This window comes from Hymenobacter sp. BT491, from assembly GCF_014349165.1.
Classification (GTDB): Bacteria; Bacteroidota; Bacteroidia; order Cytophagales; family Hymenobacteraceae; genus Hymenobacter; species Hymenobacter jejuensis.
In genome coordinates this window covers 398,317-424,186 of the sequence record NZ_JACSJJ010000001.1, presented here as the reverse complement: position 1 = coordinate 424,186, position 25,870 = coordinate 398,317, and the positions used below count along the sequence as shown (strand labels likewise).

Below are 25,870 nucleotides of genomic sequence, written 5' to 3'. Positions count from 1 at the left end.
CACCAATAAGTATAAATATCTGATAATCAGAATGTTATACAGCTATTGATGGGGTAAAGGGGAAAGCGAAACCGGAAACCAGCCAAGCTCATTTTGGCGCACATCTGTAACCTTCTTCCACATGAGATTCTTTACTTTTCTGACGGTGCCAGTGGCTGTAGTGAGCCTCGTCAGCGCGGGGTATGCCCAAACGGCCCCTGCACAAACCGTAAGCGGCACCATCACCGACGTCACCGACCGCAGCCCTTTGCCGGGCGTGACGGTAGTGGTAAAAGGCACCACAGCGGGTGCCTCCACCGACCCCAATGGCCAGTTTTCGCTGGCTTTGCCAGCGGGCAGCAACACCCTCGTTATTAGCGCAGTAGGTTATCAGAGCCAAACCATTGAGGCGACTTCGAGCCCCTTGCGCATTGCCCTGACAGCCGATGTCAAGCAGCTCAACGAAGTGGTGGTGACGGGCTACAGCGAGCAAAACCGCAAGACCCTGACCAGTGCCATCAGTTCGGTGAAGGGCGATGCCTTGAAAGACATTCCGGCCGCCAGCGCCGACCAATTGTTGCAGGGCAAAGCACCCGGCGTGCAGGTATCGGCCAACTCGGGCGTGCCGGGCGGCGGCGTGTTCATCCGGATTCGGGGCAGCAACTCCGTTAACGCCAGCAACGACCCGCTTTACGTGGTGGATGGCGTGTTTATCAACAACACCAACCTGATTGCTACCGGCCTCGGCAACCAAGTGTCTTCCAACCCTTTAGCTGACTTGAATCCGCAGGATATCGAAAACATCGAGATCCTGAAAGACGCCAATGCCACGGCGATTTACGGCTCGCGCGGGGCCAACGGCGTGGTGCTCATCACCACCAAGCGCGGCAAGGCCGGTGACAAAACTCGGATCACGTTCAACACTTACCATGGCTGGTCGAAGGCGGCCAAACAGTATAAGTTGGTGAGTGGTCCGGAGTTGGCAACGCTGGAAAATGAGCGGTTTCTGAACGACGGCGGCAACCCAGCGCAAGTACCCTATCGCTCAGTGGCTTCCGGCGGCCGTGGCTTGCCGGAAGAGCAGCAGACGTATGACCGACTCAGCGATGTGTTTCGGACGGCCCAGACGCAGAGCTACGAGCTTTCGGCCGCCGGCGGCTCCGACAAAACGCAATTCTACATCGGAGCGGGCTATTTCAGTCAGGAGTCCATTGCGAAGCCAACGGCTTTCGACCGGTTCAGCCTGCGCGTAAACCTCGACAACACCGTGACCGACAAGCTGCGCATCGGCACCAGCACCGCCCTGACCCGCACGCATCGCAACGTAAGCAGCAACGACAACAACCCGGTGGGCGTCATCAACTCGGCCCTGTTTCCGCGGACGAATCTACCGATTTACAACGCCGACGGCTCCTACGCCAAGTACGGCTCGTTTGACAATCACCAAGCCCTCATCGACAATCTGAACAACGATGCGGTGGGCTCACGCATCATCTCGAACGTGTACGGGGAATATCATTTCCTCAAAAACCTGACCCTGCGCAGCAGTTGGAGCATCGACTTCAACGACATGTACGAGAACAACTTCAACAACACGCTCATCTTGGCCGGGCAGCCCCGCGGCACGGCTTCATCCTTCCTCTCGCGCGACATTACCCTGCTCAACGAGCAGACCCTGAACTACAACGTCAACTTTGGCGAAGACCACTCACTGCAAGCTTTGGTGGGTAACACGCTGCAAAAGAACACGTTCCAGCGCACGAGCCTGGCCGGTCAGCAGTTTCCCGGCAACGACCTGACGACTATTGCTTCCGCGGCCACGCAAACGGGCTCTTCGTCGCGCTCGCAGGCTGGGTTGGTATCGTTCTTTGGCAAAGCCACTTACAGCTTCAAGCAGCGCTACACCGCCGACCTGAGCGTGCGGGCCGACGCTTCTTCGCGCTTCGGCAGCGACAAGCGCTGGGGCTATTTCCCGGCCGTTGGGCTTGGCTGGCGTTTGGGCGAAGAAAGCTTCATTCGCGACCTCAATGTTTTTCAGGAGTTGAAGCTGCGCGCCAGCGTGGGCAAAACGGGTAACCAAGCCGGTATCAGCGACTTTGCGGCGTTGGGCTTGGTGCAGGGCGGCGCCAACTACCTCGACCTGCCGGGCACCGCGCCGCTCCAATTGGCCAACCCCAACCTGAGCTGGGAATCAACACGGCAATGGAATGTGGGCTTAGACGCAGCCGTGCTGCAAAATCGCTTGGCGCTGGAGTTGAATTACTACGACAAATACACCTCCGGCCTGCTGCTGAACGTGCCCGTGCCGCGCAAAACGGGTTTCTCCTCGGTAGTTGAAAACTACGGCGCTGTGAGCAACAAAGGCATTGAAGCTCAGCTCACTGCAACTTGGCTTTCGAAGCCGGCTGTGCAGTGGAGCACCACTTTCAACGTGGCTCGCAACGTGAACAAGATCGAGAAGCTGGCGGCCCCGATCACCTCGGGCTCGCGCGATATTTTCCGGTTGGAAGAGGGCGCGCCGCTGTATTCTTTCTGGCTCTATCACCAAACCGGCGTGAACCCCGAAAGCGGTGATGCGCAGTACGAAGACGTAAACGGCGACGGCCAGATCACGGTAGCCGACCGCAAACTGGTTGGCAATGCTTGGCCCAAGTACTTCGGAGGAGTAAGCAACTCCTTGACTTACAAAGGTTTCGACTTTGGCGTCACGCTGAACTTCGAGCAGGGAGCGAAGATCATGAACATGAACCGCTTCTTTCTGGTGCACGGCGGCACCCAGAGCAACATTGGGTACCTGCGCGAACAACTGGACCGTTGGCAGAAGCCCGGCGACATCACCGACATCCCGCGCCTGACTACGGTGGCTTCCAGCAACAACTACGGCGGCGTGGTTCAAAACCTCAGCGACCGCTACCTCGAAGACGGCTCTTTCCTGCGCCTGCGCACGCTCACGCTGGGCTACACCGTACCGAAAGATGCAATCGCCAAGGCGCACCTAAACTCCCTGCGCGTGTACGTGCAGGCTGCTAACCTCTTTACCATCACGCCTTATTCGGGCCTCGACCCGGAAGTCAATTCGCAGAGCGGCGTGAGCAATACCAAGAACATCGACTGGGCCACGGTGCCCCAGCCCCGCACTTTCCAGGTGGGCGTAACGGTCGGATTATAAGCCTTTTACAAAGATGAGACAGTCGATATACCGCCTTCTTTTTGCCTTCCAGGCCGCTGCCGTTACCCTGAGTTTCACGGCCTGCAACGACTTACTGGAACCTACCCCGGCTCAGCAACTGCCTGATGACAAGGCCATTACGGATGCCGGCAGTGCCCGCTCCGCCACCATCGGGGCCTACGACCGGGTGCAGGCATATTACCAGCTCAACTGGCCCGTGCTGGGTTTTCTGCCCGGCGAGAATGTGCGCTTCAACGGTACGCTTAATCAATTCCTGCAAATTGATCAGAACCAGCTAAGTGCTGATAATGTGCTGATTACCGAAGCCTGGACGCAGATGTATCAGGCCGTTAATGCGGCGAATAATGTCATTGCCGGCGTGCCGGGCGTCAACGATCCGTTGCTGCCTGTGGCCGAGAAAAACCAACTGCTGGGCGAAGCCTACTTCCTGCGGGCGCTGGTGTTCTTCGACCTCGGCCGCGGCTGGGGCGGTGTGCCGTTGGTGCTCACCCCTACCCGCACCAAGGAAAACGGCAAAGGCGTAGGCCGGAGTACCCTTGCCCAAACCTACGACCAGGTGCTCGCCGACCTAACCCAAGCAGAAACCCTGCTGCCCGACGGCACCACCCGCAACCGGGCTGTGAAGTCTACCGCTCGCGCCTTGCGGGCGCGGCTGCACCTTTACCGCCAGCAATGGGCTGATGCTGAGACGTATGCCACCCAAGTAATCAGCACTAGCAACTACCGCTTAGCAACGCCTTACCGCACCTTCTCGACGGCACCTTTTCTGAGCCAGGAATCCGTATTCGAGCTGACCTTCAGCAACTCCGACGCCAATACCATGTGGAACAACTGGTTCCCCAGCGCTTTGGGCGGCCAGTTTAACTTCCAGCCGGTGCCAGCGGCCATTGCTTTGCTCAATGACCCGGCCGTGGGCGGCAGCCGCTCCGCGCTGCTGGCTACCACGGTCATTGCCGGTGCCAACGTCACGTATGGCAACCTCTACAGTCGCTCGGCCCAGCGCGACGACCCCAGCTATGTGTTGCGCCTCGCGGAGCAGTATTTGATCCGCTCGGAGGCTCGCGCCAAGTTGGGCAAGCTGCCCGAAGCCATTGCCGATCTGAACGCCGTGCGCAGCCGCGCCGGGGTTGGCCCAACCACCGCTACCACTGCCGATCAGTTGCTGCTGGCCATTGAAAACGAGCGCCGGGTGGAGTTTGCCTTCGAGGCCGATCGCTGGTTTGACCTCGTGCGCACTGGCCGCGCCGGCACCGTGCTCGGCGTTACCGATCAGAAGCGCTGGCTGTTCCCGATTCCCTTCAACGACCTCGTGGCCGACCCCGATTTGCAGCAAAACCCTGGTTACTAGCATCTTGTGAATTTTACACAAGTGCCTAATAATCAATAATTTACAACAACAGCTTTCATGTTGAAATCATATTTTTCCGCGGCACTGCTGGCCTTGGGGCTCAGCTTGGCCGTACCGGCTAGCGCGCAAAACAGCTACTACTTCCCCGCGGCTCAGGCCAACAGCTTCGATGCTAAAATCCCTACTCCGGAGCAGTTTTTAGGCTACCCCATTGGCTCGCATTACACGCGTTCCGACCAAATCGTGGCGTACCTACGCGAGCTGGATCGGGTGTCGGATCGGGTGAGTTTGCGGGTGATCGGCAACACGTTTGAGGAACGCCCACAGGTGGTGGCCACCATCACCACGCCCGAAAACCAGCAGAATCTGGCCGGCATCCAGCAGGCCCGGCGGGCGCTGGTCGACCCGAAATTAGCCGCGCCCGACTATCGTAAGTTGCCCGTAGTGGTAAGCCTGAACTTTGGGGTGCACGGCAACGAAAGCAGCTCTTCCGAAGCTGCTTTGCTGCTGGCCTATTACCTCACGGCCTCCACCAGCTCCGAAACCCAGCAGTGGCTGGAACAATCGGTTATCACCCTCGACCCGCTGGAAAACCCCGACGGCCGCGACCGCGCCTCGCATTGGTTTGACCAGAATAAGTCGTGGCCCAACGTGACCGACCCGCTGGATCGTGAGCACACTGAGGCGTGGCCGGGCGGCCGCACCAACCACTTCTACACCGACCTCAACCGCGACTGGCTGCCCCTGACGCAGCCCGAAAGCCGCGCCCGCATGGCGTTCTTCCACGAATGGTATCCCAACGTGATGATCGACTTTCACGAAATGGGCACCAACGGCACCTACTATTTCGAGCCTTCCAAACCCTTCAGCACCGAAAACGACCTGATTCCGCGGGCTACTTACGAAGTACTTAACGTGCACATGGCCAAGTACTTCGCCAAAGCCCTGGATAACTTAGGTTCGTTGTATTGGACCAAGGAACAGTACGACAACCTGTCGCCCATTTACGGCTCGACATACCCCGATTTTGAGGGCGGCGTGGGCATCACATTTGAAGTCGGCAGCTCGCGCGGCCTGGCGCAGGAAAGCGTCAACGGCGTGGTGAAATTTCCTTTTACCATTCGCAACCACGTAGCCACGGGCCTGGCAACTGTGCGCGGGGCAGTAGAGGAAAAAGACCTGTATCTGCGCCACCAGCGCGATTTTTTCACGTCGGCGCTCACCGACGCCCACAAGTTTCCGACCAAAGCCTACGTCTTCGGCAACGCCCAAGACGAGACGCTCACCAACAAATTCCTGTCGCTGTTGCTTCAGCACAAAATCGAGGTGCATGAACTGGGCAAGAACGTTACGCTCGACAAGCAGCAGTTTGAAAAAGGCAAAGCCTACGTAGTGCCCACCAGTCAGCCCCAGTACCGCATCGTCAACTCTTTATTCGAAGAGTTAACCACATTCCACGACAGCGTATTCTACGACGTAACCGGTTGGAGCCAAGCCCACGCATACGGCTTGGCCGTGTCGAAACAGAAGAATACCAACTTGGTGCAAGGCGCGCCGGTCCAGAAAGTTAAAGAGTTGACTGGCAGCGTAATAGGCGGACAGAGCAGCTACGCTTACCTGCTACCCTGGTCGGACTACAACGCTGCCAAATCGCTCACGGCTCTGCAACGGGCCGGCGTCGTGGCGAAAGTCAGCTTCAAGCCGTTTAGCGCAGGCACCAAAGAAAAGCACACCGATTTTGGCTATGGCACGTTGGTGATACCCGTAGCCGGCCAAAAACTCTCTGCTGACACGGTGTTTCAGATTGTGAGCCGCGTGAGCCGACAGAATCAGGTGACGTTTACGAGCGTGGCCACTGGCTTCAGCGCAGGCGGTATCGACCTGGGTTCCAGCAACGTGCGGGCCGTGCCCGAAGCAAAAGCAGCTATTTTAGTAGGAACGGGCACCAACGCCTCGGAAGTGGGCGAAGCATGGTTTGTGGCCAGTCAGCAGCTCGGTCTGCCAATGAGCCGGATTGAGTTGGGCAACTTCGGACGGGCGCCGCTGGGTCGCTATACCAGCATTGTGTTGGTGGGCGGCGTTTACACATCACTGGACAAAGCCGCCGTAGCAAAACTGCGCCAGTGGGTGCAGGAAGGCGGCACGCTCATCACCTTGAAGAACGCTTCGGAATGGGCTGTTAAACAAGGCATTGTAAAAGAGAAGCTACTGATTCCGGCCAATAGCGGCTGGGCCGATACCACGGCTACCGCCTCCGCAAAAGGCAAGCAATCTGCCGCGCGCCGCGCCGATTTTGTGCAGCAAGAACAGGAAGGCACCCGTGCCATTGCGGGCTCCATCTACGCCGCCGATATCGACATCACCAACCCCATTGGCTTCGGTTTGACCAACCGCCGCCTGTACGTGTTCCGCAACGGCACCACCTTCCTGCGCCCTAGCCGGAACCCCTACGCAACGGTGGTGCAATACGCGGCCAAGCCCCTCGTAAGCGGCTATGTATCACAGGCCAACCTAAAACAGATCAGCAACTCAGCGGCCGTGGTGGTCAGCAAAGTGGGAGCCGGGCGCGTCGTTCTTTTCGCCGACGACCCCAATTTCCGGCACTACTGGCACGGCACTTCGCGCTTGTTTGCCAACGCCCTGTTGCTGGGCCCACTGCTGAACCTGACAGAAGGCCCCGCGGCCATATCGGCTGAGGAATAGCCCGGGCGATCAGAAGCAACCCTGAAGCAGGCTAGGGCATCTTTTCGGTGGTCGGCAACGGTGTCGGTCCTTACGTCTGCTTCATGGTTGTTTCCCGCTGGTGCCCCGGCCTCCTGTTGGCGGGTTTGTTGTGTTGCTTGCTGCCAGCCGTGCCGGCCAACGCCCAGCGCCTCCTCCCGCTCTCCCCGACCCAGTGGCAACAGGATTTGCAGGTGGCCTGCGACTCGCTGCTGGCCCACGACCGCAGCTTTACGCCGGCGGCGCGCACTGCGTTCCGCCAAGAAGTAAAGCACCTGCAAGCTGTAGCAGTCAACCAGACTCAGCCCCAACGCGTGGTGGGACTGGCTCGCGCCGTAGCCGGAGCTGGCAACGCTCACACCCGCCTCTATCTGCTGCGCAACCGTACCGAGCTGCGACGCTATCCCATCCGGGTGTGGTGGTTCCGCGACGGCCTGTACGTCGTCAAAACGACGGCCGAATACGCGGATCTGCTCGGCGCTAAAGTCTTGCGCCTAGCGGGGCTTAACGCGGCTCAGGCTCTGCGGCGGGTAGCACCGCTTTATGCAGGCAATGCGTCCTGGCAAGCGTACATCAGCACGTACACGCTCACCAGCCCGGAAATCCTGCAAGGACTAGGAATACTTACCGACACGGCCGGGACCTTGCCGCTCGTGGTGCGCACGCGCACCGGGCAGCACGTGGCGCGACAGTTGGTGCCTCTGTCAGGGCAGCGCAGCCGTCAGGCCTTGGAGGCGTGGTGGGACCTCTCGCCTTTGCATCCCGGCCGCGGGGCCGCTTGGCAGAGCGTGCTGCCGGCCGACAGCGCGCGGCTGCCGCTGTATTTGCGGCGGCCCGAGCAGGGATACTGGCACCAGGCTTTGCCAGCGCAACATGCGCTCTACCTGCAATACAACCGCGCGGGCGACATGCCCAGCGGCGAATCGGTGAAGGCGTGGGGTGCGCGAGTGTTGCCTCTGTTGCCCGCGCTTGCCGGGGGCAAGCTCATCGTAGATCTGCGCTTCAACACCGGCGGTAACCTAGACGTAGCCTCGCCCTTCTTCGAGGAGTTGGCCGCTCAGGCACGGCAACACGCGGTGCGGGTGTATGTGCTGACTGGGCGAGCCACATTTTCGGCCGGCTTGTACCACGCCGCCCAACTACGACAGCTGGCCGACGCGCAGGTTGTGGGCGAACCGGCAGGCGACACACTGGATTTCTGGGCCGAAGGCGGCAACTTCGTGCTGCCTAACTCGGGCCTGACTGTGCATTACGCCGACCGCTTTCACGGGTACTCGCGCCGGGCCCCAACGGCCGATGAGGCCCGGTGGCTATACCGCGATTTAGCAGTAGAAACCTTGCAGCCCGTCCACCAGGTGCAGCAGCAGGCCAGCAGCTATTTGGCCGGCCAGGACCCGGCGCTGGACTACGTACTGCGCCCTTAGCTTCTCAAAATTTACTGGCGCAGTTTTGCAAGTGCTTGTATTCATGATAAAATATTGATAATCAATAATTTAATTCCTTTAACAAATCGAAAAACAACTTGGCGCGTTACGCTAAGCCAAAAGCCCCATTTCCAGACTGGAAACGGGGCTTTTAGTAGCAGACGAATTGCGTACGAATTCGGACGGGTTGTACTAGCGGGTTGTTTCCATCACGCTGATGGCGTAACCGCCGCCCGGCGCGCAATACTGCGTCAACTTCGACTTGCTAGTCACGTTGACTTTGCGGATGGTGTAGGCCTGCGGGTTCTTCTCGTAGTGGGCATTTTTGGCGTCGGCATAAATCGTGGCCACGTACTTCTTGCCGGGGTCCAGGAAGTTCAGGTTAATTTTCGACGTGCGGCCCTGCTCGTCGCAGGAGCTGCCAATAAACCAGCTGCTTTTCCCCTTGGCCTTGCGGGCGATGGTCACGTAGTCGCCGGGCTCGGCTTCCAGCACGTGCGTGTCGTCCCAGTCCACGGCCACGTCTTCGATGAATTGGAAAGCGTCGAGGTGCTTATTGTAGTTTTCGGGCAGGTCAGCCGCCATTTGCAAAGGGCTGTACATGGTCACGTACAGGGCCAGTTGCCGGGCCAACGTGCTGTGTACAAACGACGTGTTCTGGGGGTTGATGGCGCTGATTTGCGTCTGAAAAATGCCGGGCGTGTAGTCCATTGGGCCGCCCATCAGGCGCGTAAAAGGCAGGATGGTGGTGTGGTCGGGGTTGCTGCCGCCAAAGGCCTCGTACTCGGTGCCGCGAGCCGCTTCGTTGCCGATCAGGTTGGGGTAAGTACGCGCCAAGCCCGTGGGACGCACGGCCTCGTGGGCATTGACCATGATTTTGTACTCGGCCGCTTTGGTGATGGCGTAGAGGTAATGGTTGTTGAGCCACTGCCCGTAGTGGTGCTCGCCGCGCGGAATAATGGGCCCCACGTAGCCGCTTTTCACGGCGTTGTAGCCGTTGTCGACCATGAACTTATAAGCGGCATCCATGTGGCGCTCGTAGTTGCGCACCGAGCCGGAAGTTTCGTGGTGCATGATGATTTTCACGCCTTTACTGGCCGCATAGCGGTGCAGCTCCTGCACGTCGAAATCCGGATAGGGCGTCACGAAGTCGAAGACGTAATCCTTGCTCTTGCCAAACCAGTCTTCCCAGCCCGTATTCCAGCCTTCTACCAGCACGGCGTCGAAGTGGTGTTTGGCAGCGAAGTCGATGTACTCCTTAACGTGGGCCGTGTTGGCGCCGTGCGTGCCGTTGGGCTTGGTTTTGGAATAGTCCAGCGAGTCGAGCTTGATGTTCTCCAGGTTGGTATACGACCAAGTGCTTTTGCCCGTGATCATCTCCCACCACACGCCCACGTATTTCACCGGCTTAATCCACGAAACGTCCTTGTACTTAGTGGGTTCGTTCAGGTTCAGAATCAGGTGCGACTCAAGAATGTCGGCGGCTTTGTCGCTGACCACCACCGTGCGCCACGGCGAAAGGCAGGGCGTTTGCAAATAGCCTTTGTCGCCTAGGGCGTCGGGCGTCAGGTGCGAAGTCAGCACGAAGTTCTTGTCGTCAAGCTCCAACGACATGGTGGAGTAATCGATCAGGGCCGCTTCGTGCAGGTTGATGTAGAGGCCGTCCTGGCTTTTGAGCATGAGCGGCGTTTGCACGCCCGTGTCCGAGAACGTCGTTTGCGAAGCATTGGGCGTGACGGCCGCTTTCATTTTGCCGCGCACTTCCGAGAGCTTCGACGTGACGGTACTGTATTCCTGCGTGTCGTAGTCGCCGGGCAGCCAGAAGGCTTTGTGGTCGCCGGCCAAAGCAAACTGCGTCTGCTCTTCCTTCACCACGAAGTAGTCGAGGGCTTTCTGCCGCGGAAATTCGTAGCGGAACCCCAAGCCGTCGTCGAACACGCGGAAGCGCACGAGCACAGTGCGGTTGGTGGCCGCCTGCGTCAAGGTCACGGCCAGTTCGTTGTAGTGGTTGCGGATGGTTTTGACCTCGCCCCACACCGGCTGCCAGCTTTCGTCGAAGCTGCGCTGCTTGGAGTCCGCCACCGCAAAACCGCTGGTAAGCGCGGGGGCATTTTTCAATTCGAAGCCTAGCTTACTGGGCTTAATTACGTCGCGGCCCTTGTACGTCAGGCGGTAGGTTGGCACACCGCCGTTTTGCAGCGCAAACCGAAGCGTAAGTTGGGCATTGGGCGATTTGACTTCTTGCGCCTGCGCCAACACGCTCAGCGCGCACAGGTAGAGCAACAGAAGGGCTTTGCGAGCCGGGGGTAAAAACAGCATACGGAAAAGGTTGAAGGGGACTGTATGTGGGGAGAGCGCGCGTGGTCAGGGTTGAAAAAGCTAGTTGATGGCTGCGCGGCTTGGAAGTGGGAGAAAAATCATTGCCGGCTTTCTATTCTATTAGATAAGTAATTGATTATCAAATGTTTATAAATTAACGACTGGCTGTGATTTTCTGTTCTAGCATCCTCTTAGTGGCTTGCGGGGCCCTAACGCAAAAAGGCCCGGCTGTACCAAGCCGGGCCGTAAGTTCAAAAATATAGCGCATAAGCGACGAATACGCCCCAGTAGCGGTGCTGGAAAGGCACTTCCGGGTGGGCCCACTATAGCCCTATCAAGGGCAGAAATCGCCTTTACCAGCACCGGGAAAGCAGGCTGCTGCGATTATTAGCGGCGTGGTCATACGCTCTCGAAGTAGCGCCCATGCTCAAGGTCGGCCAGCAGCGAGCGATGGCTTGGGTGCCAGCCTAGCCGCTGCTGCGTAAGCGCGCTGGAGGCCGGCGCATCCATTCCCACAAAGCGCGCCATCCAGCCAAAATGGTCGGCCGTTTCTTCGGGTGATTTGGACACTACTGGCACATCCAAGTGCCGGCCGATGACGGCTGCGATGTCGCGCAGCGGCACGCCCTCGTCGGCTGCCCCGTGGTAGCAGGCGCCCGCTGCCCCTTGTTCCAGCACCAACTGGAACAGGTGAGCAGCATCGAGCCGATGGACCGCCGGCCACCGATTGAGACCTTCGCCCAGGTATGCGGCCACACCTTTCTCGCGGGCAATGCGGATGAGCGTCGGCACAAAGCCGTAGCCGCCGTCGTCGTGGACTGAGGCCGCCAAGCGCACCACAGATGCGCGCACGCCCTGCGCCGCCAGTTTCAGGGCTGTCTGCTCCGACATACGAGGCCCAACGGTGGGGGTGTCTTCTTCGATGGCGGGGCGGCCTAGGGCAAACCCAGCCAGCCCCGCAGTGACGACCAAGGGACGGTCTGAGCCGGACAGTGCTTCGCCAAGCGCTTCAATGGCTAGCCGGTCGGTTTCGCCGGCGGCCACATACTGTGAGAAGTCGTGGATGAAGGCCGCGTGGATGACCCCATCTGCGGCCGCGGCGCCGCGCCGCAGGCTGTCTACATCCTCGAGGGTGCCTCGATGAACTTCGGCGCCCGCGGCCGTGAGAGCCTGAGCGGAGGCCTCGGAACGGGCCAAGCCGAGCACCTGGTGGCCCGCGCCGCGTAATTCCTGAACAATAGCCGAGCCGATGAAGCCCGAAGCGCCGGTGACGAAGACTCGCATGTGGCAGTGTGGTTAGACGGTGAATTAATACTCAGCAAAGGTCCAGCGGCGCGGCAGCAACGTAGTTGCGCGGGCCAAACCATTTACTGTATAATTCAAACAACCACCTTACCCGCGGAAGGCGCTCGGGACTAAACCCGTCTGCCGTTTGAAGAAATGGCAGAAATGCGCTACGTCGGCAAAGCCCAAGCTGTCGGCAATTTCAGAAACCGTCCAGTTGGTTTGCTTCAACAGCATCTTAGACTCCTGCGCTACCCGGTTGCTAATCAATGCAGTAGTGGTGTGGCCGGTCGTTTCCTTCAGTACCCGGTTGAGGTGATTGACGTGCACGGCCAAATGCGAGGCGAAGTCCGTGGCGGTACGCAAGCGCAGTTGCTGATGCGGAGTTTCCAGAGGAAACTGCCGTTCCAGCAGGTCGGTAAATAGGCCAACCAGCCGGGCCGACGCATTGGGGGTAGGCGCCAAGGCAGTAGTCGGCTGGAGTTTCTGCCCGTGGTGAATCAACTCCACCAAATAGGCGCGCAGCAGGTCGTACTTGTGCAAGTAATCGGAGGCAATTTCTTGTTCCATCTTCCGGAAGATGACTTCAAGCGCCGCGTATTCTTCATCCGTTATGATCAGCACCGGGACCCCACCCGGTTGGAAAACGGGTAGCTCGCTCGGCACCATACCGCTTTTGGCAGGCAGCAGGAATTCTTCAGTAAAAACGCAGAAGTAGCCGTTCTGCGCCAAGTCGTGTGGCAACCAGCGATAAGGCACGCGGTGCGTGGCAAACCACAGGGCGTTGTGGTTTACCTCTACTCCTTGGTCGGCGTACTCAATCCGGCTGCGCCCGCGAATCAGGCTGATTTTGTAGAAAGCCCGCCGGTCAAACGTCATCGGCGGCCGGCTGCGGTAGCTGAGCATAAGGTCTGCCACGTTGAACACGTTGAAATGCCCGACTTCCCGCTGCCGGTCAACGGCTGGCGACGTCCCAGGCGGGAATTTGGTGTAGAGTTCTTCGAGCGAGTCAGATTTCATGGCTTACGATTGTAGAAATCAAAGATAAAACTCCTTTGCTTTCTACGCACTATCAAGAAAAAGCTGCTCCCCCTTATGGCACGTCCCAGCGGTAGAGACGCAACTTGCCCGACGTGGCCAGCAACGTGAGGTGCTGGCGGGCAGGAAAGGATCCGCCCGCTTCGATAAGCGCTCGCGCCTGGGGGTTGCTTTGCTGGGCACTCAGCGGGTTGGTGCCGTCGTAGTAGCTCTGGTCAAACAGCACCAAAATGGGTTTGCCCGCCGCCCGCAGCCGGGTGCGCAGCTCGGGAGCAGGCCCATCAGCATCAAACAGGGTACGCAGTGCTTGCACGTGGGCCGGGGGCGTGCGCGACATCTTGCTGGCCATCAGCGGCAGATTGGTGCGCAGGGCCAGTTGGTAGGCATGCAATGAATGGGGGTTGTCGTCGTCCACAGTCAAAGGCAAGTCCTCGCTGCCCACGTGGAAGAAGGGCACCGGCAACAGGGCTTGGTACTGCTCGGGCCGAAGGCCTTGCAGCAAAGGCGCCAGCTCGGGAAATTGGGCAGGATCGGTGAGCACGTTGGGCAACAAGCCCTCGCGGTTGTGCTTCACGGTATCATAGGTGTCGAGCAAAGCCAGGGCAACCAAGCCAATGGCCACGGCCCAGCGCCACGGCCAGCGGCTGACGCGCAGCCAATAGTCGAGGCCGGCGAGCACAAGCAGGTTCACGGCCCAGAAAAACGGCCAGCTAAATCGGCCCACTGTGCGGAAATGGGCCACGGCGCCGGTCAGCTTCTGGAGGTAAAAGAAGACGCTGAAGTAGTTGTAGACCTTGTATTGGCCGTCGGCTACGTCGTACTCGGTGCCCAGCGCCACCGCCAGCCCCAAAAGAGAAGCGCCCAACCACAGCCCCAGAAACTGCCGCTCCGGGGTAGTCCGCCACGCGGCCCGGAACGCACGTACTGCCTGCGGCCGGAGCGCCCAAACGGCCACCGCCAAAGTGAGGCCAAATAAGGCAAACGCCCCCAAGTACGCCGCCGATTCGTAGGGGGGTGGGTCGCGGGGTTCCACTAAGAAATGCACCCGCTGGTAATCGTAGGCCCGAAACAAAGCCGAGAACTGCAACCGCCAAGGGCCGTAATTAAATCCCGTGGCCTCGCGCCGCAGCGAGTAGTAGCCGTCCGTGAGGCGCACCACCGCGTAGCACAGGGCCACAGGCGCCAGCGTGAGCACTGCTCCCACTCTAGCGGTACGCGCCCGCGGGCTACGCAGCAGCCAAACAGCGAAGAAGCCGGCCGTGGTCAGGGCCAGGATGAGCAGGTAGTAGAGGTGCACCAGCCCAGTCAAGGCAAAGGCCCCTACCAGCCAAGCAACCCACCGGCCCACCGGGCGCCCCGCCTCGACTCGGTCGTAGAGGCCTAGCAGACCCCAGATGGCCAGCAGCACAACGCCGCTGTAGGCTAGGTTGAAGTGGCCGACCAGCAGGCGACTGGTTTGCGGGTTGAGCCAAGGCAGCAGCACGGCAAAAAGCAGCACCAGCCCCCAGTGCCGCAGCAACCGATGCAAAATCAGCGTCAGCAAGGCCGTACTGAAGAAAAACCCCGCCAGCAGCAGGGCGTGGTAAACGTCCAGGGCATGAGGCGCGAGGATGAAGACGTAGTGCGACCAGAGCCGGACGGGCACGGCCAGCAGCGGGGTGTTATCGGTGTAGAAGAGGTAGTCCCCGTAGGGGTAGTTCATCTGGCCGAACCAGCGCAGGCCGTTGGCCCAGGGCTGCTGCACGTAGGCCTGAAAGGTGAAGTAGTTCTTGGCCCCGTCGTAGGTGCTCATCAGCAGGTGCTGGCCGGGTTCGCGCAGCAAGGCCCCAAAAGCCCGCCACACTAAAACCGCCTGCAGCAGCAGCGCCGCGCCCAGCAACCGCACCGGAGTCGGCTGCCACCGCCGGGCCGCGGCCCAGGAAATCTGCATAGATAGTCGTTTGGGTGAAAGGCCAAGAAACGCATTATTCTGCAAACGAACCCCCTTTTTCGCCAGCCTGAATGTGAAGCATCTTGCTGCCTACTACCTATCTGGCGGTGGGCGAAATGGCTGCCGCTACCGCGTTATGGATCTGATGCTGTGCGGATGGGTACAGCACCAAGGGTCACTCCCGTGCTCCGGCTGAATTCCCCCGCTGACCTGTGCCCTCCAAAGACAATTAGATAGAGCGGTTTTCCCGTTGCTGAGCGATTTCTTGCAGATTCATAAACTTCTCATAATCAGACATATATAAATGCTAGATATTAATACGCGATGCGTACTACGGCGGGTTAGATGGGAGCGCAACCGGGAGTTGTTCGCGCTGCCCGTCGGGCCGTTGGCCGTTGTAAAGGTCATATTAGCTCTGACTCACTGCATTGAGCACACTTTTGGCCCTAAGCGAGAGCTAACTAAAAAGGAATCAGCAAGTTGCGACACCTTCCTTCGATGCCTGCCGCATCCGACTCCGGCCCCTCTCGCTACCGAGCTGCTGGCTGCCCAGGTAATTAGCCACGCGCCTCCGTCCGCACCCCACTACCTTCTACCATCTGCTCCGACCTTCTTCCTATGCACTTCACAGGTCTCTCATCCCTTGGGTCGGCCTTTGCTATTGGCCGGCGAGTAGGTTTGCTTTTGTTGTTGCAGTTAGCTGCCGCGCTCACACTGCCCTTTATCTTAACCCAATCCCTCGTTGGGGGCTCGCTAGCGTTCCTGACGGCGGGCGCAGCGCATGCGGCAACGATTCGCGCGGCGGTGTTGCTTTCATTTGTCGGCGCCACATTAACTGTGTTGTTGGGAATCACGGCGTTTCCAATCTGGCGGCGCCATAGCCAAGCGGCAGCGATCGGGTTCGTGGTCGTGTGTGCCGGCAGCGCCACCCTGGATCTGGGCAGGCAGCACACACCCTGTCCATGCTGGCCGTTAGCCAGGCGTTTGTGGCCGCTGGGGCCGCCGAGGCTGAGCGCTACCAAGTGGTTGGGGTAGTTGTCGCGGCTGCCCGGCGAGCGGCCCATACCACGCAGTTGGTGGCAATTGGAGCTTGGCTGTTTGTGTTTTATGGTTCGCTGTTGCGCTTTCGCCTGGTACCGCGGGTGTTGGCTGGAATCGGCCTGCTGGGCGTCGTCCTCCAATTCAGTGGCGTCACCCTTATGATGTTGCTGGGGCAGCGCGCCATCGGCACGCTGGCGATGCCGTTGCTCCCCATCCAAATCGCGGTGGCGATCTGGCTGTTGGTCAAAGGGTTCGACGAACACCTGCCTCCACCCGTCGGGTCGGCAAGCGGGCCCTAATATTCACCTAGCAACCGAATACGAACCAAACCCGACCGCAGCATAGCTTCCTACCTGCTTTGCAAGAGATTTACCCGCAAAAACTCTGCAAACGCCTGATAATCAGAGGGAATAATGCCGTGACCGCCCTCGTGCATGTAGTAGCTAAGTGTTTGTCCAACCAATTGGCCCGGTGCCGGCATCGGCCCGGCCAGTACGCCCTGCCGACCCAGTAAATTGTACACCGGCGTAGCAGCCACTGCGGACAAAAACTCCCCTTTGGGGTCGCTCCAGTAATCGGTGCTGCCGGTTTGCAGCAGCAAGGGCCGCGGCGCGACCAAGGCTACCAGCATATGCGAGTCCATGGGTGCGTCGGTACGATTGGCGAGCCGCTGGTAATTCTGGCAGAACTGGTACGGATACCGAGTAGGTGCCACCAAGTGGGCGATGGTTTCGCCGTAGTTGCGCCGGGCCAAGGCTGCGCCGCCTTCTCCCGACACGCTGGCAATGACCAAGGCGAATCGAGGGTCGTTGGCGCCGGTCCAGAGTACGGTTTTGCCCAGCCGCGAGGCGCCGAGCAGGGCTACGCGCTTGCTATCCACAGCTTTATCCGTTTCGAAATAGTCCAGCGCCCGGCTCAGGCCCCAACTCCAGGCGGCCACGGCGCCCCACTCGTCGGGCGCAAATTTCTCTTGGCCGGCCTTGAGGTACAGGCTGCGCACGCCGTATTTGACGCCACCATCAAAGTCGGGCTCGATGTCGCCGTAATACACCGAGGCGACGGCAATGCCTTTGTCGAGGAACGGCTCTACGGTGAGCTTCATGGGGCCGCTGGGATTGTAAGCGGGCGCAGGTACCTTTTGCTTTTCCTTGTTCCAGAGCTGCCCGGGCCGCACACCGGGGTCATCGATGAGCGAGGAATTGGGCATGAAGTTGACGTTGAGCAGCAACGGCACCGGCTTGGTGGCATTCGCGGGCAGGTACACCAGCAAGTCCATCTTCGGCCCGTCGTTGCGCTCGGAAAAATACACTGTTACCTGCTTGCGCGTGGCTTTCCCATTGAGGGCGGGCGTGCCTTTGTCGAACACCTCAAAACGTAGGTTGCGCGGCTTGCCGGGGGCTCGGCCGTACACGTTCTGCTCAAACCACGTCCGGATTTCCGGCCGCCGCTGCTTGCCCCAGGTGGTGGCATCGGTCACTTTTTTTCCATTGCTCAACGCCAACGGGTCGGGCAGCGTGTAGGTGCCAACAGAATCTTCGCTATAGTTTACCGGAATGCCGGCCACCACGCGCGCCGGCTTCGCTACGGGGGCAGGTGCCGGGGCTGGCGTCTGGGCCTGAGCCTGCAAGGCATTGGGTAACAAGCTGATGGCAATACAACCCAGGGCAACAGAGAAGTGGGAAACAGGCTTCATTTGGTTTGCATGGTTAAAGAGTGAGGTTTACTGCCAAGGCTCTCGGCTTTCTCGACGGCTATAATTCGGACAGGCCCCAGCAGTCCGGATGGACCCAATGCATATTGCCCGCCGAAAGGCGCCGTGTAGGCATCCAGCACCATTTTGTCCGGGCCCGCGAGCTTATCCCCGATTAGGCGGTTAGTCCACTCGTTGGTTATCCGAATCTGTCTCAAAACAGGAAGGATTTTATGCGACAGCTTGCCGTTTTGGTAGCCCGAAAGGGCCCGATACGCTGGTCTTATCGGACCTGAAGTATCCTTTCTGAAAATGAAAGCGCTACTCCCTGCTGATGGAGTAGTGTACGTCTCGTCAAGGGATTCTTACAACCAATCTCATAATTTGTGAAGCGGTTGAATGAATAAGGTTAAGTCCAAGTCTTCCAGTCACACTTTGCTGCTACGCAATTCCGTCGCGTGGTTGGTTGTCGCTAAAGCAGTCGTGCGAACGACAAAGGTTGCGCGACGGCCTTCCTTACGAGCCGGAACCGTGCGACGCGCCGGCCGGGGGCCAATTAGCCTGTACATCCGGAAAATGCTCGGCCATGAGGGCCGCGAAGGAGGCGGGCCGCGCTTCGGCAAATACAGGGAAGTGGAAGGCATCGAGCCGGTGCAGCAAGTGCAGCAACTCGCGGCGCTCGGCGGGGCTGAGGTCGCCGGCACCCATTTGCGCCACCTGCGACATGCGGCCCGTGACACTGAACAGCAGCGCCCGACCCGCCTCGCTAAGGCGCAGCTCCTTGCGGCGGCGGTCGGTGGCGTGGGGCCCTTCGCTCACCAGGCCGTGCCGCAGCAGCCGCCGGATGACTTCGGTGCCAGTGGCTTTTTCATGGATGTTGCGCGTCATCAGTTCGGTGCGGGTGCGTGGGCCACCGGCAAACAGGGCAATCAGGTAGCTGAAATCATCGAAGCCCACTAGGGGCGTGTCGGCCAGGGCCAGGCGCACGTAGCCGCGCACGTACCGGTGCATAAAGGTGAGGAGCTTCACCAGCACCGACTCCTCGGTTTCGTAGGGGCTGGGCGGCGTGCGGGCGGCCGCATGGGGGTTGGCGGGTGCCGCCGGGGCGGCGTGCTGCCGCACCCACTCTGCAAAGTCCTGCACGCCCTGCCGGTCAGCCGGGGTGGCCTCTTGATACTGGCCTAGCAGGGGCAGCAGGTCGGAAAGCAGGTCGTACATCATAAGCCGGAAGCGCGTCGAAAGTAAGCCGGGTGGGCAATACGCTTCTCCAAAATTACGCGCGGTGCCGCAGCAAAGGAAATTGCCAGGCAAAATAGAATGGTATTATTCGTTATCATGTAATTTTGATGAAATTTTAGAGTGAAACCCATCTATTATGTCCTTCTCCGTTCGTTGCCTGCCGCCAGTAGTGGCCCAACTGCTGATGCTGCTGTTTCTCACCGCCACGGCGCTGGCCCAAAGCACAGGCACGATTTCGGGCAGCGTGCGCGACCGCAAAACACAGGAGTTGCTGCCGGGCGTCACCATCACGCTGGAAGGCACCACGCTGGGCACGGCCTCAGACGGCGAAGGGCGGTTCCGGCTCACAGGCATACCCCCGGGCAGTTACAACCTGCGGGCTACCTTCATCGGCTACGACCCGCTGCTGCGCGCCAACGTGCTAGTCAACAGCGGCAACGCCAACGTACTCAGCTTGGAGCTGAACTCCGGGACGCAGCAGCTGGGCGAGGTGCAGGTAGTGGCCAACCGCGCCATTCGGGTAGCTACGGCCGAAACCCCGCTGAGCGTGCAGCGCATCACCACCGAAGAAATCAAGAGTAACCCGGGCGGCAACTTCGACATCTCGAAGGTGGTGCAGACCCTGCCCGGCGTGGGCGGCGGGGGCACGGGCGGTACGGCGGGCTTTCGCAACGACATCATCATCCGGGGTGGAGCGCCGAACGAAAACGTGTACTACCTCGACGGCATAGAGGTGCCGGTCATCAACCACTTCCAGACCCAGGGCTCAGCCGGCGGGCCGGCGGGCATCTTGAACGTGAGCTTCATTGAGGACGTGACGCTGAGCACTTCGGCCTTCCATGCCCGCTACGACAACCCGCTCAGCTCCGTGCTGCAGTTCCGGCAGCGCGACGGCAACGCCGAGCGGGTGCAGGGCAACCTGCGCACCTCGGGCACGGAGGTGGCGGGCACGCTGGAAGGGCCGCTGGGGCGCAAGGACAGCAGCGGCCGGGCCCGCACCACATTTCTGCTGTCGGCCCGGCGCTCGTATCTGCAGTTGCTGTTCAAGGTGCTCGACCTGCCCATCCGGCCCGATTACTACGACTTTCAGTACAAGGTGACGAGCAAAATCTCGCCCAAAACCACGCTCACCACGTTGGGCCTCGGGGCCATCGACCACTTTCGGGTGGAAGTGCCGAGCAAGACCACGCCGGAAAAGGAGCTTATTCTGCGGCGCAACCCCACCATTGCCCAGTGGAATTACACGGCCGGCCTGAACCTGCGCCACCTCATACGCAAGGGCTTTGTGAACGTGGCCCTGAGCCGCACGCAACTCCACAACGCCCTCGACCTGTTTGAGGGCGGCCCCGGCGTGACGGACGAGAATAAGCGCATCCTGCTCACGCGCTCGATGGAAACCGAGAACAAGCTGCGGGCCGACGTGAACGGCACGGCCGGCCGTTGGCAGTATAGCTACGGGCTGATGGGCCAGTACGTGCAGTACGACAACCGCTTCTTCAACCGGGTGCGGCGCGCCGTGGTCGACGCCTCGGGCCAGGTGCTGCAGCCCGACGTGGACGTGCGCTTTCAGACGGCCATCGACTTTTTCCGCTTCGGGGCGTTTGGCCAGCTCACCGGCTCGTTTCTCGACGGCGACCGGCTTACGCTCTCGGCCGGCCTGCGCACCGACGGCAACTCTTTCACTACCGACGGCCGTAACCTGGGGCGCACGCTCTCGCCGCGCGTGTCGGCCAGCTACGCCCTGCGGCCCACGCTGAACCTGAACGTTTCGGTGGGGCGCTACTACAAAATTCCGGTCAACACCCTGCTGGGCTTCCGCGACGATGCCGGCAATCTGGTGAACAAAAACAACCGCTACATTCAGTCCGACCACTACGTCACGGGCCTGGAATGGCTGCCGGGCCCGGCCACGCGCTTCACGCTGGAAGGCTTTTACAAGAAGTACAACGACTACCCGGTGAGCGTGCGTGACGGCCTGAGCTTGGCCAACCTGGGCGGCGATTTCACGGCCCTGGGCAACGAGGCCGTGACCAGCACCGGCCGGGGCCGCGCCTACGGGCTGGAGTTTTTCTTCCAACAGAAGCTCACCAACAAGGTGTTTGCCGTGGTGTCGCTCACCGGTTTTCGCTCCGAGTTTACGGGGCGCGACGGGGTGTACAAGCCTTCGGCCTGGGACTCGCGCTTTCTGGCCTCCGCGCTGCTGGGGCGCAAGCTGGGCCGGGGCTGGGAGATGGGCATCAAGTACCGGGCGGCCGGCGGCTCACCCTACACACCGTATGATTTGGCGGCCTCGCAGGCCAGCTTCCTGCCCACCGGCCGGCCCGTGCTCGACTACGCTCGCCTCAACACGCAGCGCCTGAAGCCCTTCCAGCAGTTCGATTTCCGGCTCGACAAGCGACTGAATTGGCGCAAGCTCTCGCTGGATTTGTTTCTGGACGTGCAGAATGCCTTCGTGCTCAACAACCCCGGCCCCGACGAGTACGCCTTCCAGCGCCTACCCGACAACTCCGGCTTCGTGACCACCGACGGCCAGCCCATCCAGAACAACGGCAGCAACGCAGTGCCCATCCTGCTGGCCAACGATAATCGCCTCGTGACACCCACTGTCGGCTTTATCCTGGAATTTTAAGTCCGTTTCGGCGGGCACTGTTCGCCCTCATTTGGCCAACTTTGCTCAAAAATGGCCATAACTATTTGACAAGCAGGAACTTAACTCCCCTGAGGAAACACCCGCGGTGCAGGTCTGGCATGACGTCGGATTCGGGTAGCTGTACGTTTGCTGGCAGGGTTGCTACGAGTTACAGGCCGCGGGCGACGGCTGGGCCTTCAGCAGCACCCGTGCTCGCAGCTGCTCAACGGTGCCCGGGACGCAGCCACGGGCTGGTCAGGATATGTGAGCGGGGGCACCGGGACCGGGGCGGACCACCGGTTTGGCCCGGGGCTGTGCAAGTTGGCCGACGCGATATTGCTTTGGCGGAATAGTTCGCTGCAAACACTTTTCTGAGGGTAATCGGTGATCGCAGCGCCCAAATGAGATTAACTACTAAACCCCAACGACTCCGACACATGGACACTCCTCAACACTTGATTCGACAAGCTTATGCGGCGTTCAATTCGCGCGACCTCCCGGCGATACTGTCCACGCTTCATCCACAGGTGCGCTGGTCGCGGGCCTGGGAAGGCGGCTATGCCACGGGCCATGACGAAGTGCGCACGTACTGGCAGCGGCAGTGGCAGCAACTCGACCCGCACGTCGACCCCACGCATATTCGCGAGCTACCCGACGGCAGACTAGAAGTGATGGTGCAACAAGTTGTGAAGGACAAACAGGGAAACTTGGTATTCGAGGGATCGGTGACGCACGTATACACCCTCCAAGAAGGCCTGCTGCTACAAATGGATATCGAGCCGCGATAGCGCCGGGCTTTGAAGCTCTCCCCGGCCCCAAGGCAGGTGACAATGAGGTCAACAAAGACAACTGACTCGCAGGATGGCATAAATTACTGTACCCCCAATCGTACCCATCAAAGCAAAAGCCCCGCTTCCGAACTGGAAACGGGGCTTTTTCTGCAGAGGAGGAGGGATTCGAACCCCCGGAGGTTTAACCCTCAACGGTTTTCAAGACCGCCGCAATCGACCACTCTGCCACTCCTCTGGATGGCCGTTCGCTTAAGATATAAACAATGGCTTTTCAGCGAACGAAAAAGCCAGTTGCAGAGAGGGGGGGATTCGAACCCCCGATACCCTTGCAGGTATAACGGATTTCGAATCCGTCGCATTCGACCACTCTGCCACCTCTCTAAGGCCCCAATGAGTGGTTTGGGGACGACAAAAGTAGTAGGGCGCGGCACGCCGTGCAAGCTCGGCTCGGCAAATTTTTCCCTTTTCTACGCGGGCCAGCAGCTTGTGGTGAGGCCACAGACCAAGTATTGAGCGTTACCTGTTCGCTGTGAAGCAGTTACCGCACTTTCAGTCTTCCCGTCACGGCGTCGATGCTGACGTTTACTTCGAAGCCCAGAATCAGAGTCATGCACACGAAGTCGAGCCATACCATAAAGCCTACCAACGCGCCCACCGACCCATAAAAATGGTTGTAGCTGTCGAAAATCTTGACGTAGAGGATGAACAGAAATGACACCAAGAAAATCAGCAACGTAGCCACAACGGCGCCCGCCGAAATGAAAGGCCATTTGTCGTGCACGGGCGGCACGTAGTAATACACCAGGCATGTGGTCATCAGGAATAGCCCCACGACCGATCCGTACTTGATCAGGGCAATAAGCTGGCTGGTAAACTGCTCGGGCACTATTTCGTTAAACACCAGATCATCAATGATATATGTACCAAAGAAAATACCGGCAATCGCAAACAGCAGCACGAAGGAAAGCACCACCGTCAGTAGCGTAGCGATCACGCGCTTGCGTAGGTAAGTACGGCGCTTGAACGAGGGATACTTCTTCTCGAAGGCGTCCAGCAATGCCATAAGCCCGTTGGAACTCAACACCAGCGCCGTAGCAAACCCGAAGGAAAGCAAACCGCCGTGCGGAATGTTCACGATGTCTTCGATGGTCGTGGCCGTGGCGGCGTACATTTCCTTGGGCATTAAGTCGCTCAGAAACTGAAGGATATCCACGTTTAGGTTCGGGACCGGGATGTACGGGATGAGCGTAAACAGGAAGATGATGGTCGGGAAAATGGCAATCGTGAAGTTGAACGCCATGTAGCTCGCCCGCTTCGTGATGCTGTCGAGCTTGGCTTCCTGAATCATCCGATCCACGACATCGTACACCGAGGCGCGCCCTTCGGCAATGTGCAACCCCTTGAGCCACACGATAAACTTGCGGTACGTACGCCGCTTGCGCACGTCGGAAAACTGATAACGGCGAACGGGCAGATGCATAAGCTATTAGGTAGGGACGCGTTGCCACGTCCGAGATTTTATAGTTTTATAACCTTCTTTTTATCAATAACTTATAAAAATAAAAGGGCTAGTCTACTTGCCAAAAGTAGCTGGCGCCGGTGCGTCGTCTGGGCGCTTTTGCACGGGCGGAATAACCGGACCTACAATCTCTTCATCCGTAAAAAACGGGGCCAGCTTGCCCTGAATATCCGCCGGAATCGGGACGGGCCGACCGGTGGCCGTGCTTACGAACACCATCAGCGTGTGGCCCTCGGTAAGCAGCGTCTGGGCTTCGTTGTAAATCTCGTACTCAAACAGGATCCGCGAGCCTTCCGCTGGCTGACGCAACAACAAGCGCACAGTCAGCAGGTCGTCGTAGCGGGCAGGACGACGAAAACGAGTGCGGATCTCCCCTACCGGCATTCCTACGCCATCGGCTTCAAGGTCCTTGTAACGAATGCCCAATTGGCGAAATGCCTCAGTACGAGCCACTTCAAAATACGCTGCGTAGTTGCCGTGGTACACGTAGCCCATTTGGTCGGTTTCGGCGTAGCGGACTCGGATTTGGACGTCGGAGGTATACATCTTTGAATGTGCTAGTTGGAATAATTCAACGCGCGGAGCGCACGCATCTGCTTTCGGATGAGCTTTTACGCGTCCTACTTCATAATCGCCATGCGGTTCAGGGCAGCCTGGTACCGACGGGCGTTGACGAGGTGAGCTGCTTCGTTGGTAGCAAAGGCGTGGTAGCCGCTGAAATCCTCTTTCGCGCAGAAATACAAGTAGTTATGCTGCTCCGGGTTCAGCACGGCGTCGATGCTGGCGATGCTGGGCAGGTTGATGGGGCCGGGTGGCAACCCCTTGTATTTGTAGGTGTTATAAGGCGAATCTTTGGCCAGATGCACGTTCAGGACGCGCTTGATGGTGAAGTCGCGGTTGGCATATACTACGGTAGGGTCGGCTTGCAGGAGCATACCGCGCTTGAGGCGGTTGAGATATACGCCGGCCACGCGGGGGCGTTCGTCGGCGTGCTGTTGCTGCTCGGCTTCCACAATGCTGGCCAACGTACTGACTTGCTGACGATTGAGGCCCAGAGCTTTGGCCTTGGCATCGCGGGCCGGCGTCCAGAATTTCTCGTACTCCTTTTTCATGCGGTGCATGAGGTTGTCGGCTGACGTATTCCAATACAGCTCGTAGGTGTTCGGGATGAACATAGACAGAATGGTCGTCGTGTCGAAGCCCAGGCTGCGGGTGTAGCTGGGGCTGCTCAGAAGCGAGTCGAACTGATGGGGCCGGGAATCGATGGCGGTGCTGAGCTTCTTGGCCAAGTCTTCGCGCAGCCGGATGTTCTGAAACGTCAATTTCAGCGGCGACTGACGGCCTGCACGCAAGTCACTGACTAACTGACGGTTAGTATAGCCATCTTTCAACTCATACCGACCGGGCTTCACCAGCCGATCGTACTTCATGAGCTTGGCTACGAAAGCAAAAGACAGCCGGTCGACAATCACGCCCGTAGCGTTGATGCTGTCGAGCACGGCTTTGTACGGCTGCCCGCGCCGGATGAGCACGTAGGTCGGCTGGCCTTTGGTTTCGACGTTGGCTGTGAAAAAAATCTGATAGAAATAATAGGAAAAGCAGACGAAAAACAGCCCCAGAACGGCCGTTATGGTAGCGTACCGATTGCGTCGCTTGATTGCCTGCGCTTTGTAGTCGAGGTGGGTTTTGGCCATGAGTGGCAACGTAACAGAAAGAGAAGTAAGGCCC

General features: G+C 59.3%; 16 protein-coding genes and 2 tRNA genes. 7 read left to right on the top strand and 11 right to left on the bottom strand.

Annotated features, from left to right (window positions below):
- Window positions 1-121: 121 nt before the first annotated feature.
- The 4 genes from H9I52_RS01835 to H9I52_RS01820 all read left to right on the top strand — a co-directional run bounded on the left by H9I52_RS01835 (window position 122) and on the right by H9I52_RS01820 (window position 8,662).
- Window positions 122-3,148 carry a SusC/RagA family TonB-linked outer membrane protein gene (locus H9I52_RS01835; protein WP_187452405.1) on the top strand — a complete coding sequence of 1,009 codons (3,027 nt, stop codon included), beginning with the start codon at window positions 122-124 and terminating at the stop codon, window positions 3,146-3,148.
- A gap of 13 nt (window positions 3,149-3,161) precedes the next feature.
- Window positions 3,162-4,517: a RagB/SusD family nutrient uptake outer membrane protein gene (locus H9I52_RS01830; RefSeq protein WP_187452404.1), complete on the top strand. Its 1,356-nt coding sequence runs from the start codon at window positions 3,162-3,164 to the stop codon at window positions 4,515-4,517.
- A 57-nt stretch (window positions 4,518-4,574) separates the two neighbouring features.
- On the top strand, window positions 4,575-7,220 hold the full coding sequence (locus H9I52_RS01825) for a M14 family zinc carboxypeptidase (RefSeq protein WP_187452403.1): 2,646 nt from the start codon (window positions 4,575-4,577) through the stop codon (window positions 7,218-7,220).
- 83 nt (window positions 7,221-7,303) lie between these two features.
- Window positions 7,304-8,662, top strand: coding sequence for a hypothetical protein (locus tag H9I52_RS01820; protein WP_187452402.1), 1,359 nt, complete (start codon window positions 7,304-7,306; stop codon window positions 8,660-8,662).
- A 192-nt stretch (window positions 8,663-8,854) separates the two neighbouring features.
- Here H9I52_RS01820 and H9I52_RS01815 read toward each other — a convergent pair whose 3' ends face one another.
- From H9I52_RS01815 to H9I52_RS01800, 4 genes are all read right to left on the bottom strand, one after another.
- Entirely contained in the window at window positions 8,855-10,981 is a 2,127-nt protein-coding gene (locus tag H9I52_RS01815) for a glycoside hydrolase family 97 protein (RefSeq protein WP_187452401.1), read from the bottom strand.
- A 399-nt stretch (window positions 10,982-11,380) separates the two neighbouring features.
- Window positions 11,381-12,265 (bottom strand): SDR family oxidoreductase, encoded by an 885-nt coding sequence (locus tag H9I52_RS01810; protein WP_187452400.1) that lies wholly within the window; start codon window positions 12,263-12,265, stop codon window positions 11,381-11,383.
- A gap of 108 nt (window positions 12,266-12,373) precedes the next feature.
- Window positions 12,374-13,285, bottom strand: coding sequence for a helix-turn-helix domain-containing protein (locus H9I52_RS01805; protein WP_187452399.1), 912 nt, complete (start codon window positions 13,283-13,285; stop codon window positions 12,374-12,376).
- 73 nt (window positions 13,286-13,358) lie between these two features.
- Window positions 13,359-15,233, bottom strand: coding sequence for a hypothetical protein (locus H9I52_RS01800; protein ID WP_187452398.1), 1,875 nt, complete (start codon window positions 15,231-15,233; stop codon window positions 13,359-13,361).
- Window positions 15,234-16,144: 911 nt separating this feature from the next.
- Here H9I52_RS01800 and H9I52_RS01795 point away from each other — a divergent pair.
- Entirely contained in the window at window positions 16,145-16,573 is a 429-nt protein-coding gene (locus H9I52_RS01795; protein WP_410403008.1) for a DUF4386 family protein, read from the top strand.
- 50 nt (window positions 16,574-16,623) lie between these two features.
- Here H9I52_RS01795 and H9I52_RS01790 read toward each other — a convergent pair whose 3' ends face one another.
- A complete protein-coding gene (locus H9I52_RS01790; RefSeq protein ID WP_222940391.1) occupies window positions 16,624-17,967 on the bottom strand; it encodes an acetylxylan esterase in 1,344 nt (447 codons plus the stop codon).
- Between the two features lie 513 nt (window positions 17,968-18,480).
- Window positions 18,481-19,185, bottom strand: coding sequence for a MarR family winged helix-turn-helix transcriptional regulator (locus H9I52_RS01785; protein ID WP_187452396.1), 705 nt, complete (start codon window positions 19,183-19,185; stop codon window positions 18,481-18,483).
- A 154-nt stretch (window positions 19,186-19,339) separates the two neighbouring features.
- Here H9I52_RS01785 and H9I52_RS01780 point away from each other — a divergent pair, with 154 nt between their 5' ends.
- Entirely contained in the window at window positions 19,340-21,832 is a 2,493-nt protein-coding gene (locus H9I52_RS01780) for a TonB-dependent receptor (protein ID WP_187452395.1), read from the top strand.
- 437 nt (window positions 21,833-22,269) lie between these two features.
- The gene (locus H9I52_RS01775; RefSeq protein WP_187452394.1) at window positions 22,270-22,620 is read left to right on the top strand and encodes a nuclear transport factor 2 family protein; all 351 of its coding nucleotides are present in this window, start codon (window positions 22,270-22,272) and stop codon (window positions 22,618-22,620) included.
- A gap of 153 nt (window positions 22,621-22,773) precedes the next feature.
- Here the strand turns inward: H9I52_RS01775 and H9I52_RS01770 are convergent.
- The 5 genes from H9I52_RS01770 to mltG form a co-directional block, all read right to left on the bottom strand.
- Window positions 22,774-22,858, bottom strand: a tRNA-Ser gene (locus H9I52_RS01770).
- A 59-nt stretch (window positions 22,859-22,917) separates the two neighbouring features.
- A tRNA-Ser gene (locus H9I52_RS01765) sits at window positions 22,918-23,004 on the bottom strand.
- Window positions 23,005-23,161: 157 nt separating this feature from the next.
- A complete protein-coding gene (locus tag H9I52_RS01760) occupies window positions 23,162-24,103 on the bottom strand; it encodes a YihY/virulence factor BrkB family protein (protein ID WP_187452393.1) in 942 nt (313 codons plus the stop codon).
- Between the two features lie 93 nt (window positions 24,104-24,196).
- Window positions 24,197-24,688, bottom strand: a complete 492-nt coding sequence (locus H9I52_RS01755) for an acyl-CoA thioesterase (RefSeq protein ID WP_139514384.1) — start codon at window positions 24,686-24,688, stop codon at window positions 24,197-24,199.
- Between the two features lie 74 nt (window positions 24,689-24,762).
- Window positions 24,763-25,836 (bottom strand): endolytic transglycosylase MltG, encoded by a 1,074-nt coding sequence (gene mltG / locus H9I52_RS01750; RefSeq protein WP_187452392.1) that lies wholly within the window; start codon window positions 25,834-25,836, stop codon window positions 24,763-24,765.
- Window positions 25,837-25,870: the final 34 nt, after the last annotated feature.

Excerpts from the sequence above, each read along its gene's own strand:
- H9I52_RS01835 (WP_187452405.1), top strand. The coding sequence starts at position 122 with ATGAGATTCTTTACTTTTCTGACGGTGCCAGTGGCTGTAGTGAGCCTC.
- H9I52_RS01830 (WP_187452404.1), top strand. The coding sequence starts at position 3,162 with ATGAGACAGTCGATATACCGCCTTCTTTTTGCCTTCCAGGCCGCTGCC.
- H9I52_RS01825 (WP_187452403.1), top strand. The coding sequence starts at position 4,575 with ATGTTGAAATCATATTTTTCCGCGGCACTGCTGGCCTTGGGGCTCAGC.
- H9I52_RS01820 (WP_187452402.1), top strand. The coding sequence starts at position 7,304 with ATGGTTGTTTCCCGCTGGTGCCCCGGCCTCCTGTTGGCGGGTTTGTTG.
- H9I52_RS01815 (WP_187452401.1), bottom strand. The coding sequence starts at position 10,981 with ATGCTGTTTTTACCCCCGGCTCGCAAAGCCCTTCTGTTGCTCTACCTG.
- H9I52_RS01810 (WP_187452400.1), bottom strand. The coding sequence starts at position 12,265 with ATGCGAGTCTTCGTCACCGGCGCTTCGGGCTTCATCGGCTCGGCTATT.
- H9I52_RS01805 (WP_187452399.1), bottom strand. The coding sequence starts at position 13,285 with ATGAAATCTGACTCGCTCGAAGAACTCTACACCAAATTCCCGCCTGGG.
- H9I52_RS01800 (WP_187452398.1), bottom strand. The coding sequence starts at position 15,233 with ATGCAGATTTCCTGGGCCGCGGCCCGGCGGTGGCAGCCGACTCCGGTG.
- H9I52_RS01790 (WP_222940391.1), bottom strand. The coding sequence starts at position 17,967 with ATGAAGCCTGTTTCCCACTTCTCTGTTGCCCTGGGTTGTATTGCCATC.
- H9I52_RS01785 (WP_187452396.1), bottom strand. The coding sequence starts at position 19,185 with ATGATGTACGACCTGCTTTCCGACCTGCTGCCCCTGCTAGGCCAGTAT.
- H9I52_RS01780 (WP_187452395.1), top strand. The coding sequence starts at position 19,340 with ATGTCCTTCTCCGTTCGTTGCCTGCCGCCAGTAGTGGCCCAACTGCTG.
- H9I52_RS01775 (WP_187452394.1), top strand. The coding sequence starts at position 22,270 with ATGGACACTCCTCAACACTTGATTCGACAAGCTTATGCGGCGTTCAAT.
- H9I52_RS01760 (WP_187452393.1), bottom strand. The coding sequence starts at position 24,103 with ATGCATCTGCCCGTTCGCCGTTATCAGTTTTCCGACGTGCGCAAGCGG.
- H9I52_RS01755 (WP_139514384.1), bottom strand. The coding sequence starts at position 24,688 with ATGTATACCTCCGACGTCCAAATCCGAGTCCGCTACGCCGAAACCGAC.
- mltG (WP_187452392.1), bottom strand. The coding sequence starts at position 25,836 with ATGGCCAAAACCCACCTCGACTACAAAGCGCAGGCAATCAAGCGACGC.